We start from the raw sequence: 11,792 nt of genomic DNA on the forward strand, positions 1-11,792 counted from the left end.
CACTGACTTCCTCGATCTTGTCGAAGAGGCGCATCTCAGCTTCAGGGGCAAGTCCGATGGCGAAATCGCCTTTGGGGCCCTGAAGGGCTTCCTGGACGTGCGTTACGGCACCCGCGACGGTTCGGCGTGCGCGGAGTTCTCGTGGGAAAGGCACGACGAAAATGACCCCGCCTGCGGTCGCGGATGGGTTATGATCGGCACTGCCGGCAGGCTCGTCGGCCACTTCTATATCCACAATGGCGACGATTCAGCCTTCGTTTGCGAACGCGGCTGAGTTCTTCAACAGCCTGCTAGACCTATGCGAACGACCTGCATGACATCCTCCTTCGCTGCAGTTGACGTTCGAGATTCCACCGCGGCAAGGGCGGGGTCCATACCATTGGCCTCTGATGGCAACCACAATTTGGCACTTCGAGCGACTTGGACGGCTGCGATCGTATGTCCGGCCTTGAGCGCGAATCATATCTCCGCGGGCCCTGATGAAGTCCAGCAACCAAGGGGTCACATCAAGGATGCGAGCTTTAAAGCTCACACGACTGGTCGGGTTTCCTGGTTTTCGGTGGCGACCGTTGTCTTTCATCATGCCTTTCTTGCACTTACCAGGCTTATAACTCTTTGATTCGGATGCGGCTGGCCGAAACTCACGTTCAAGGTTTGGCGAACATCTCGGTGCGGAAGCATTCTCCGGTTTCCATCATTGCCCAGATGATCCGAGCGAGCTTGTTGGCAAGGACGACGGTCACAAGCCGCGCCGGCTTTTTCGCCAAGTGCCCGACAATCCAGTCGCGCAAGCCCCCGCGGCGTTTCTCCACAACGTTTAGAAGCGATGTTGCTCCGGGAACAAGTAGCTTCCTTATATATCGATTACCCGCCTTGGTGATGGTTCCGAGAGTCGGTTTACCCCCGCTCGAAATTTGCCTGGGCGTCAGCCCCAGCCAGGCAGCAAAATCTCGCCCCGAATTGAATACGCTTGGGTCCGGTACGCTGGCTGCAATTACCGAGGCAACAAGCTTGCCAATGCCGGGAATTTCTCCGAGCGAACGGCTCGTCTCGCTCCGCGTGTGGGCCTTGGCGATTTCCCTCTCTAAATCATCGAGCGCGCTTCCGAGCGCATCAATTTGCTGACCGAGCACCTTTGCAGCCATGACAGCAGCGTCCGGAAGAGTCGTGTCGCACCTAAAAGCTCGTCGACGCGGCCGGCGCCCTTGGCGACGACAAGGCCGAATTCGGCTAAGTGGCCGCGTAGAGCGTTCACGCTCATCGTTCGTTGTTTGACGAGCAGCTCGCGCGTGTTGTGCAGCATCAGGGTCGCTTGCTGATCAGCGCTCCTGATCGGCACAAAACGCATGGCAGGACGCGAGACCGCTTCACATATGGCTTCCGCATCGACGGCATCGTTCTTACCCCGCTTGACATAGGGCTTTGTGTAGGCCAGCAGCATCAGAGACACATCATGTCCCATGGCCTTCAGTTCGCGCGCCCAATAGCGCGCTGAGCCGCAAGCCTCTATGCCAACACGGCACGGCTCGATCTTCGAGAAAAACTCGCGCATTGTCCGGCGCGTCAGCTTGCGCTTTACGGCTGGTGCGTCCTCGCTAGATAGCGCGTGGCTCTGAAAATAGTTCTTGGCGAGATCAACGCCTATTCTGATAAACTTCATCGCGGACGGTCTCCCTTCTTTGTGGCGCTCTGCGACCACGCCTTGGCATTATGATGCCGTTGAGGTGAGGCCGTCCACACCATCAAGAATGAGCAGATCGACGCGGCCGAGGGCGCGCAGCAGGCGTGGATGGCGGCCGACGCCGCGGGCGAGCGCGAGGTCGTCGAACAGGCGCGCGACGCGCTGGCAAAGGACAAAACGATTGTCGCGGCAGGCCTTGTGGCCGAGCGCCGAGGCGAGCCAACTCTTCCCGACGCCGACAGGCCGCAAATCAAGAGGTTGGCGTGGTCGTCGATCCGGCGACCCTCGATGAGGCTGGCAAACATCGCGCGATCGAGACCGCTGTGCGGTAGTCGACGTCCTCGACGCACGCTTGCTGGCGCAGCTTGGCACGGCGCAGGCGGGCTGCGAGCCGCTTGTCGTGGCGCAGCGAGGCTTCACGTTCGAGCAGCAGCGCGAGTCATTCGGCGTGGCCGAGGCTATTGGCCTCGCCGGCGGCTTCGATATCGACGAAGGCCTTAGCCATGCCATGCAGGCCGAGCGCGTTGAGGCGGACGAAAGTCGGAGGGTGAGCAAGGGATGGTCTCCTAATTGTAGTAGCGCGGTCCTTGGATGTTGGCATGCAGGATCGGCGCGTCGTCCGCGGAGCGCCGGGGGGGAACGCCGATCGAGATCGTTGGCGAGGATCATTTGATCGTGACAAGCCAAGGTGGAGCGGGCTGTTCTCATCGTCGAGCACTGGCTGCTCGGTCGCGCCGGTAACACGGCCGTGCCGTAATGCGCAGCCATCTCCGCATAGGTGCGATTGATCTGCGGGTCGTGGAGGCTCGCTTTGATGACCGCGACTTTGGTGTTGGTCAGGCACCAAGAGCGCCGGCACACCGCGGACTGCCGCGAGACGCCGACATGGGCGCTGATCCAGTCGGCCGGTCCCTGCGTCCAGGTCGCCTGCGCGTAGGCGAAGTTCGACGCTCCGAGCACGGCGACGAAGATCTGCGCTGTTCTCCGTTCGCCGGTGAGGCAGTCGCTCACCATCGGCACGCCGTCACCGGCGTAGGAGAGCCGGGCGGCTATCGGTACTCGCGCAACTTTGGCCACGAAGTTCGGATCGGTCGAGAGCTTGAACGTCACATCCGGTGCGGCTGGATCAGGCGCGCCGTCTATCGCAGCCTAGCCGCCCTCAGGGCCGACATCGCCTCGTTCATCGAGCGACACAACGCAGATCCCAAACCGTTCCGATGGCCAAATCCGCCGATGACATCCTTGCTCCCATCGAGCGCTTCTGTCGTTACAATGCCTCGGCAAAACAAGATCCAATATTGCGAACTTTCAATGGTGGCGTTCTCAGGGCAACTCTCCAATGTCCTCACGATCACCGCTTCGATGCGGGCATCGTCTATCGTGCGCGGCGCGCCGGAGCGCGGCTCGTGGTGTAGCCCGGCCACGCGCTGCTCCATAAAACGCCGCCGCCACTTGCCTACCTTTCTGTCGATCCAGGGCCAGCTTGGCCGCCACTTCCTTGTTCTGACCACCTTCTGCGCAGGTCAGCACGATCCGGGCTCTCAGAGCCAGCGCCTGAGCCGTCTTTCGTCGCATCGTCAGCGACTTCAGTTCCGCTCGCTCATCATCGCTCAATGTCAGGGGAGCAAATCGCTAAATCGCCATCGGAGATTCCATCGCTGTTTGCCTCCATCCTTGGCACAGCGACGCGAATCTACTGCGAATCTACGACTGCGAACTTGTGACTCGGGACACTAGGTGTTTAGTCCCAGACTTTGATGGTGCATCCTTGTCGCACGATTCGAAGGAAGCGCTATGGAAGAAATTTTACACGGCTGCGCCACCACGACGGAGGCAGTCCGTCGAGCAATACAAAACAGTCAAGGGAACCTGAGAGCACTCGCCGAGCGCTACGAGATCAACTAGAAAGACTATCGCGAAGTGGAAGCAGCGCGAGACCGTCGCCGATCATTCCAAAAAAGCCAAGTCGACAGTCCTTTCCATCGAGGAGGAGGCGATCATCGTCGCTTTCCGGTGGCATACGCCGCTGCCGCTGGACGATTGCCTTTATGCCCTGTAGCCGACCATCCCGCATCTGACGCGGTCATCTCTGCATCGGTGCCTCCAGTGCCACGGCGTCAGCCGATTGCCGGAGGGTGAAGGTGGCAAGCCTTCGAAGAAAAAGTTCAAGGCTTATCCGATCGGTTATCTCCACATCGACATTGCCGAGCTTCAGATCGCAAGGCAAGCTCCACCTCTACGTCGCAATCGATCGCACCAGCAAACTCGCCTTCGTGCAACTGACCAGGAAAACGGGAGGACCTCAGCCTCCGCCTTCCGGGAAGCTCTGATCGCGGCTGTCCCCTACAAGATCTACACGGTGCTCACCGACAATGGGATCCAGTTCACCTTCCCACGGCGCTATGCGGACGGCCCGACGGCAAGATGCGTGACGCATATGTTCGATATGCGGTCCAAGAAAATGGGATCGAACATCGGCTCACCAAAATCAAGCATCCCTGGACAATGGCCAAGTCTAGCGCATGAACCGCACGATCAAGGAAGCGACTGTCCAGCGCTACCACTACGATCGACACGATCAGCTCGAAGCTCAACTTGCCGGCTTCATCACCGCCTACAATTACAGCCGGCGGCTGAAGGTCCTGAAGGGGCTCACGCCCTACGAATACATCTGCAAATGCCGGACTTCCCAGCCGGAACAATCCGCTCCAGCAAATGCCCCGAATAAACACCTAGGCGGCGTGGACACTTGGCGCAGCCATAACGGAATTGCAGCGATGGTCACGACTGCCAGGTAATTTCGTGCGGTCTCTTCGAAACGAGGTCGCAACGCGGCGGACTGTTCGAGCTTGCTGAAGCAGCGGATCGCCAGGCAGCGCTCAAACATTGCCGCGGCTATTCCTGACTAACGCGAATGCTGGCAAAAAGGTCGGTCGAAGTGTGGGCTCCACGAACCAGGTTCGCCGAGGCGAGCCATATTCCATGTGATCGGCACGACTCGGACACTCGTCGAATATCGTGCTCAATGCGACCTCAACTATGCAGCGCTTCAGGCTTCGCTTTGTCAACTGACATAGCTCAAATAGGACCGGTACAACGGAAACGTCATGGCTTCAGGTACTTTCATGATTACCGCCAATGCCGTGATCGTGTTGTAGTAAATGACTTTTCTGGGCATTCCCTTGTGCGACTGCGCAAGCGCGTGCAATACACTCCGCTTGGTGTGCCAATCGATATTGAAGGAAATCGAGGCCGATAGGCTGCGAACGTGGTGGAGGGTTCCGGGCGGCATATAGAGCATGTCGCCAGGGTTTACGGTGATGACCGCGGGCGTCGCCTGCCGGTACCCCGGAAAGCGTAAATAGTCCGGCTGCTCGGGGTCCACGTCAAACCACCTCCAACCACGCAGGCCGCAGAACGGAGCTTGGCTCGATGGCAGGATTGTGAACTGCTTCACACCATAAATCTGGAAGAAAAGATTATGACTGACTAGGCTGTCGAAGTGGAGTGGAGTAACCGTCCCTGCTGGACCCATGAAGAACTGAGAGAAGCGCCACCAATGCCGACGATACCAAGGACTAAGCAAATTTGCCGGAAAGGGCTGGCAATCTCGCGCCAGTTTTTCCACTAACCCCAGTAACGGAATGTCGTGACAGTACGGAATTCCCCGTTCGTTCCTAGAGCCTCCATCTCCGCCAGGGGACTGCTCCATGATGAACCGCACGTATTCTGCGAGGCGCCAAGAAGAGACCTTGATCTCGTCGCCGTCAAGGATTTTGACGGGCACAGTAAGTGATCCGGCGACGTCTTCAAAATACTGAGGGGACCAGCACTGGCAGGCGCTCCAAGCCGCGCAGCCGCCGCGTAAGAGAACCGGCCGCAGTGCATTTCGGAAATCTGTCGCAAAGTCTGAGTCAGATAGCTGTGTTACGATAGGTACCCATGACGAGCTCGAGTCCTGTAGCTTTGTCGACGAGCGATCGGCCGGCGGCGCTTGTGGCGATGTTATCACTTTGACTTCATCCATTTGTTGATCCTGTCTCCGCTGATCCTCTCTCCCACGTGATTATGTTGATCCGCGACTGCCTGCGACCGTAGCCAATCTGGTTGATTGGGAACGACGAAAACCATACGCCAGTCTCAGAGCGGAAAGAAACTCAAATACGGTCCTGCCTAGTGAGAGCGAGGCTCAGACTTCAGACTACATGGAATTCCACACGTCAAAACTACCAAGATCGATAGCTGAGAGAGATTGTTGGGCTGGGGCGGCATCGTATGCTTAAGGAGTCAGTGAAGGCTTACAAGGTGCGTCCTCTCTCCGGGCTCGTGTGTGTGTGTGTGTGTGTCGGGTGGGATTTCGGCTGCCTTGGAGCCGCTACGCTTCCTAGGGCGCGCTTACATATGCTTGTTTTGCCAGTCACAGCGAATACGCCCAGGATCCGGTTCGCGCCGACACCGTTGCGTGATGCCGGTGGTCGATCATTCCGCTTGCCGACCCTATCTGGCGCGCTTCCTTTGTGCCTAACGCGACAAAGTCGATGCATTTGCTAAGGCGTCGCCGCGCTGCACGATTCTAAGTATTTCGCGGTACAGATCGACGCTCTTGGCATTGGAGTCCACGGATCGCGGAGACGCCCAACCGGCGCGCCGGATTGTCCGGTCGTGCTGACAAGGTCGGGCCTATTTGTTGGCCCGCTTCTCCATCGTGCGGCCGATGTTGATGACTTTATCGACGATCACGCCGAGGCCAGCCCAGCGCCGCATTCGGAGGAAGCCCCTACAACGGCAGTCGAGCGCATGCCGGCGCTTGACCGTGCTGATGCGTCCCTCGCAGCGCGGTGAGGCGCTTCGTTCAGGAGGCGGATCGTGGGCAACGGACGCTATTGCCAGAATGGCTCGATGATTTCATTAACGAGAGCAACCCTGTCCGCGTGATCGACGTGTTTGTCGATGCGCTCGTTTGGCTGAGATGAGCCTCGAAGGGGTGGAGGCGGCGACTGGTCGACCATCGTACCACCCATCCGTTCTGCTGAAGCTTTACATCTACGGCTACCTGAATCGGGTGCAGTCGAGCCGGCGGCTCGAACGAGAGGCGGGGCGCAATGTCGAGGTCATGGCTGCTGGGTCGGGCTCGCTCCTGATCACAAGAAAATTGCGGATTTCCGCAAGGACAATGGCCTGGCGCTTCGCAAGGTTTGTGCGCGCTTTGTCGAACTCTGCGGTGAAATGGGTCTTCTCGCGACTGCGAGCGTTGCCATCGATGGCAGCAAGTTCAAAGCCGTGAACAATCGGTACAAGAACTTCACAAAGGCTTTTTGTCATAGAGCATGATTGGAGAACCCTGTGCAGGTTATCTCGCCTTCGAGCCGCGGACGCTCCATCGTTGGTCGGCCCTTGACGTTCAGCTCCGATAAGGCCCTCGCTCCTCTGAAAAGGCCCCATCCAAGGCAGCGTGCGAAGCGAATGGCCAGACTTGTTGCGCGCACGCCCGATATAATCGCTCGACGGTGAGCGGCCTTGCCGGCTCGCGGCCTGTTGTCCGGTTTCAGACAGCGGCACAAGTCTTGTCAGGTTCAAGACCGCGACGCCGTTCCTCGGATCATGGTTCTTACGGCGCAATGGTTAAGTGCAGGACAACAACAGCCTCTGGCACGAGGGTTGCTATTAGGTCAAGCAACACTGGAGCAACGCAGCAGCTTGGCGACGAATGTTTCGGACACAATGCCACGAGTACGCGAACATCACCGCATATTTCGAGGTGATTTGCGAGATAGGATTGCCGGCGCACAGGGATGTCTCGAGATAGATGTTTTGGATTGTGCAGCTAGTTCGATCCTTCACTGCCTTTCCGACTAGGAGAACGTCATGAGGTTGCTCATACTCACGAACACGCTGGATTGCTTAGGTGAAAACGATGCCCCTATAAGCAATGCGTTCCGCCGATGCGGTTGGGAAGTAATTTTCGGTGAACTCAATTCTATCGCGGCAGATGACTATCGCTTTTTCACACGAGGAGTGGCAGTGCCGATCAACGGCGAACCGTATCATCCCGGCTCTGCGGCACGGGGGGATAGATGTGTCTATTTTCTTGACGAGTGCCAACTGATCTGGGTCATGAGCCATCCTCAGGATCGCGTGTCCCGCGACATCTGGCAAATGCTGTGGTTAGCTGCCCAAAACACGGCGTTTGTTAACAGCATTGAAGGCCTGATGTTCCTGACACCAAAACATGCATTGGGTTATGTCGTGCCAAAAGCGAACAGGGCTCTTTCATACATATCCAATGACTTCTCGTTACTCTGGGAACGCTATCGCCAAGCCTCAGATCGGCGGTGGGTGGCTAAGCCGACAAATTCCACATGCGGCGAAAATGTCTTTTTACTTCTCCCAGGCGGGCTAAATTCTCGTGTAATCCTGCAATGCCTTACCGGAAACACCGTCGCACACGAGAACAGCTACGGCGAACTAGGTGGCTTCAAAAATGAGTATGCAGTACTTCAACGGTTTATCTCGGAGGTAGCTCAAGGCGAAAAGCGCATCATCGTTGCTTGCGGGAGGCCAGTAGCTTGGCATGGTCGGCAAGGCCATCCAGACGATCACAGGTCGAATATTGCGCTAGGCGGGAAGCCCATTGCGGTCGACGTGCACTCCGGTGAACTTGAGCTTGCCGAATTAATCGGTCAAAAGTTAGTGGCTCATGGGATCAATTTCGCCGGAATAGACATGGCCTATCCTTATGTTGTTGAAATCAATCTCGTAAACCCGGGGGGGCTGTATGATGCACAATTAGCTTCAGGGGTGGATCGCTCGGATCTGGTCGCTGAACTGATTACTGCTCGCTTCAAAAAGAACTGGCTTTCATGAGCGGCCGTTGGCGGACGGGTCATTGATTCTGCAATACTTGCAAATGTCGATTTCGGTGCAGGAGCGACAGAATACTGCTGTGCGTCGCGGATGGAATCGAACCTAGCAGCCCGTTGAAGAACTCAGCCGCGTTCGCAAACGAAGGCTGAATCGTCGCCAAGTGTATGTAGAAGTGATCGACGAGCCTGCCCGCAGTGCCGATCATAGCCCATCCGCGACCGCAGGCGGGGTCATTCTCATCGTGCCCTTCCCATGAGAACTCCGCGCAGGCCGAGCCGTCTCGGGCGGGCGCCAAGCATGATCGGTGTCGGCCGGTCGGCACGTGGTTCGATCATGTGAAGCGCGGCCACCCGCTCGGCATGCCCGTCGGCCCGCGTCAGGCCGTGGCGGTTCTCCCTCAGCCCCATGCCCGATGAAGCACAGCTTCGTCTCCTTGGTGGATCCGAGCCGACACGTTGGAAAGGAAAGCTTGGGTGCAAATGAAGGATCTCGGCTCGCAGGGTGCTACGGCCCTCTCACAGAGCATCACCCTGGCGGGACGAACGCCTGGCTAAAAGGTGATATCCAGCTCACACAGATCTTGAGCAAATATCGAGTTCTACGGTTGTCGCAATTACTGCTGTTGCATTTTCGACATGTGTCGCAATCCCGTCGATAGGGCTGCAGCTGGGGTGGCAGTCTCCTGAGAGATGAACTGACAATCTCGCCAAGATCTGGTCCTGCCGCGAGAGTTTGCGGTGCCGCTGACTGGTGTGGCATTTGCTGCCTCCTTCGTCCTCTCGGCTACAGGAGAAACTCATGCCGGATCGGCAACGGGTTGTGCTGTCGGAACAGGAAAGACAGTGCTTGCGATGGGTCAAGAAGGGGAAGTTATCCTCGGAAATCGGAGCCATCTTGAAAGTGAACGAGAACACCGTCAACTTTCACGTTAAGAACGCGATGCGAAAGCTGGAAACGACCAGCCGTACCCAGTGCGTCGTCAAGGCGCGGCGTTTGCGTCTTATTGAGTAGCGGCCGCGGCTCCGTTGCCGCTAATGCAGATCTACCAAAATGTGAGGGGCGACTGTGGGGTGCTCCGGCGGAATGCGAAGCGACGTCCGGGCGCCATAATTCATTGCTGTGACTGGGAACAGGGCGTCCGTCGATTTGTCCGGCGCCTAACGCTCTTGAAAGAGTGATGGCCCGTCGCAGTCCAGTTCCAACGTTGTGATCAATTGCGAGATTGCGAGGTGACATCAAGGAAGCGTATCGCTGCGGATGAGATGGCGTTAAGCCCGCGAACGCGTTCCACCGGAAGATAGCCAGAGGCAGATGAACCGGCGAGTCCTTCGGCGCTACACTTGCATGGTGAAACTGCTCCATATTGAACAGTCGATGGCGCGTTCTTGGTGTTCTCCTCGTCTGTCGTTTCACGGAACGACTGAGGACTGCTCATGTTCATGTGCATAACCACGTAACGCTCATCGTGCGAAACAATGATTGGCAGATGATTGTAGTCCGATAGAATCTGCGCGGAACGCCTCCAGGGTGCTTAATTGAAAGCTTGAAGTGGGCACGCTGAAGGAATGGACCGGTTGATCCCGCGACGATGAAGGAGTGCCCTTGCTTCCATAGGGCAGCGGTGCAGAAGAACCATCACATTCATGTTCTGCACTTCACGGACTGGGGATATCAAGCTCAATCTCACGCGTTACTTCGATGATGCTCTCTGGATGGTGTCCGTTTTTGAACAGAGCGTATTTCAGAGCTTCAGCGCGGTTGATAAAAAGCCCGCCAAACGAGCCCCGCTGTTCACGGGCAACCCAGCTGCCGGCCCGATTCCGACCGACCAACACAATCGGCGACGCGCGGTCACTTGAATGGGCGTCGAGGACCTGAATCACCACGTGCTTTCGGTAAGATGCCAGCTCACATTCATGTGGAACAATCCAATCGGAGGTTCTCCGGCTGGGGATCGTAAAGCGATTGTTGTGGTTTCGTGCTACTTGCATCCCGGCATTCGAGAGCCAGCATCTACGACTTTAACGCTTAGCCAATACTCACCAATCGCCTGTGGCCTTCCGCTGGGTGGCAAGCGTTCATCAACCCGGAAGGAATAGCTCAAACGGGAACGGAGTTCTCCTATCAGATCTGAGAAGAGAGAGGTTCCGCGAGCATGCGCTGTCGAAGCGTGGCAGCGGCGAAAAGTCCCGTGTGTGTGCTTACGGGGTGTCGCTTTTGATTTGGGGGGCAGACGATGCGCTCGAAGCTTAGGGCTTTGATACGTCCTCGCCACTCCGGCTGCTTGCAGGTCGTCAATTCGGACGCGAAGATGTTCACTTCGGCGTGTAGTTGATTACGGTCGGCAATGTTGTCGCGATAAAGAGTGGTTGCCCCGAGGATGCGCGCTCGAGCAAGCGCTATTTTTGGGATCTCGACAGCTGCTGGTATGGCCGGTGGAGTGACGGCACACTTGTTCCTGATCCACTGCCGCCACTCGCGTCCTTCACGCGATGCCGCCGTTCCACATCGTCGTCGGCGCAAACGGGGTGGCAGACGAACGATGATCGTGTCACGCTCCGCTCCCTCGCACGGCGTTCAGCGACTTTCCGCAACACCCGCGGCTTGTTAGTAAGCATCCGGTGAGGACCGCGCAGCGGTCACTCATGCGGCCTGATTGATCTGCTTGTTTTGGTCGCGCCAATTCCAGGGTAGCAGATCGTCGAGCCTTTGGGCTGGATGTGCAGCGATGCGTGCCAGGACGTCGGCGAGCCAGGCTTGTGGATCCAGGTCGTTCATTTTGGCCGTTTATGCCGCCCGCCGAACTATGCCGAGTCGGGTCGTTTTCCCCAGATTTCTGGCTGACCGGCGTTTGGTCGGTTCGGCATAGTTCGTTCTGTGCCTCCGCTGTCAACAGCGGAGAACAGGAAGATGGAAGTTGAAGAGTACTTGGGCAGAAGCCGGCTGTACCGTAAGCGCTGTTCAGCGGCCACCTACCGGATGACGGGGTGATCTGCGAGTCTGCGGTTTGTTCGGACCGTTAGGCTTAGAATGGACACAGTGCATAGTGCTATCGCGGAGCCGGTGCGGCGGCTTGAGGTCTTCACCGGAGCCGGTCGTCGGCGGAAGTGGAGCGACGACGACAAGGCGCGGATCGTCGCCGAGATCGTGGCGAGTGGCGACTCGGTGTGTTCCGTGGCCCGACGGCATGGATTGTCGCCGCAGCAGTTGTTTGGTTGGCGCCGCCAGTTGCGAGAAGCAGCAGGCG

At 57.6% G+C, this 11,792-nt stretch carries 7 protein-coding genes and 7 pseudogenes; 7 read left to right on the plus strand and 7 right to left on the minus strand.

All coding sequences use genetic code 11. The features are described 5' to 3' along the window. A partial coding sequence (locus E4K65_RS45435) for a hypothetical protein (protein WP_235886045.1) occupies positions 1 to 274 on the plus strand: 274 nt, incomplete at its 5' end. Positions 275 to 647: 373 nt separating this feature from the next. Here E4K65_RS45435 and E4K65_RS45440 read toward each other — a convergent pair. Continuing rightward, positions 648 to 1,660 (minus strand): annotated as a pseudogene (locus tag E4K65_RS45440) (IS110 family RNA-guided transposase). Between the two features lie 54 nt (positions 1,661 to 1,714). Next, positions 1,715 to 2,282: pseudogene (locus E4K65_RS49895) on the minus strand (ATP-binding protein); the annotation flags it as partial. Positions 2,283 to 2,495: 213 nt separating this feature from the next. Between E4K65_RS49895 and E4K65_RS50170 the strand changes: the two are divergent. Continuing rightward, entirely contained in the window at positions 2,496 to 2,618 is a 123-nt protein-coding gene (locus E4K65_RS50170; RefSeq protein ID WP_430649064.1) for a hypothetical protein, read from the plus strand. 857 nt (positions 2,619 to 3,475) lie between these two features. Beyond that, a pseudogene (locus E4K65_RS45460) lies at positions 3,476 to 4,479 on the plus strand (IS481 family transposase). Here E4K65_RS45460 and E4K65_RS45465 read toward each other — a convergent pair. After that, positions 4,434 to 4,562 (minus strand): annotated as a pseudogene (locus E4K65_RS45465) (IS5/IS1182 family transposase); the annotation flags it as partial. The pseudogenes E4K65_RS45460 and E4K65_RS45465 overlap by 46 nt on opposite strands. A gap of 183 nt (positions 4,563 to 4,745) precedes the next feature. Further along, on the minus strand, positions 4,746 to 5,708 hold the full coding sequence (locus E4K65_RS45470; RefSeq protein WP_135179614.1) for a cupin-like domain-containing protein: 963 nt from the start codon (positions 5,706 to 5,708) through the stop codon (positions 4,746 to 4,748). Between the two features lie 811 nt (positions 5,709 to 6,519). On the opposite strand from E4K65_RS45470, the pseudogene E4K65_RS45475 reads away from it, so the two are divergent. Beyond that, positions 6,520 to 6,994 (plus strand): annotated as a pseudogene (locus E4K65_RS45475) (transposase); the annotation flags it as partial. A gap of 552 nt (positions 6,995 to 7,546) precedes the next feature. After that, on the plus strand, positions 7,547 to 8,545 hold the full coding sequence (locus E4K65_RS45480; protein WP_135179615.1) for an ATP-grasp domain-containing protein: 999 nt from the start codon (positions 7,547 to 7,549) through the stop codon (positions 8,543 to 8,545). 287 nt (positions 8,546 to 8,832) lie between these two features. On the opposite strand, the pseudogene E4K65_RS45485 reads toward E4K65_RS45480, so the two are convergent. Then, a pseudogene (locus E4K65_RS45485) lies at positions 8,833 to 9,004 on the minus strand (IS5/IS1182 family transposase); the annotation flags it as partial. A 339-nt stretch (positions 9,005 to 9,343) separates the two neighbouring features. Here E4K65_RS45485 and E4K65_RS45490 point away from each other — a divergent pair. Then, positions 9,344 to 9,556: a response regulator transcription factor gene (locus E4K65_RS45490; protein ID WP_135179616.1), complete on the plus strand. Its 213-nt coding sequence runs from the start codon at positions 9,344 to 9,346 to the stop codon at positions 9,554 to 9,556. A 644-nt stretch (positions 9,557 to 10,200) separates the two neighbouring features. On the opposite strand, the gene E4K65_RS45495 is transcribed toward E4K65_RS45490, so the two are convergent. Together E4K65_RS45495 and E4K65_RS45500 are read right to left on the minus strand one after the other, a co-directional pair. Continuing rightward, entirely contained in the window at positions 10,201 to 10,431 is a 231-nt protein-coding gene (locus E4K65_RS45495; protein ID WP_135179617.1) for a hypothetical protein, read from the minus strand. Positions 10,432 to 11,188: 757 nt separating this feature from the next. Then, positions 11,189 to 11,332, minus strand: a pseudogene (locus E4K65_RS45500) (transposase domain-containing protein); the annotation flags it as partial. A gap of 243 nt (positions 11,333 to 11,575) precedes the next feature. On the opposite strand from E4K65_RS45500, the gene E4K65_RS45505 reads away from it, so the two are divergent. Then, positions 11,576 to 11,792, plus strand: a 217-nt coding sequence (locus E4K65_RS45505) for a transposase (RefSeq protein WP_135179544.1), incomplete at its 3' end; no start/stop codon positions are given.

The sequence above is a fragment of the Bradyrhizobium niftali genome (assembly GCF_004571025.1).
Classification (GTDB): Bacteria; Pseudomonadota; Alphaproteobacteria; order Rhizobiales; family Xanthobacteraceae; genus Bradyrhizobium; species Bradyrhizobium niftali.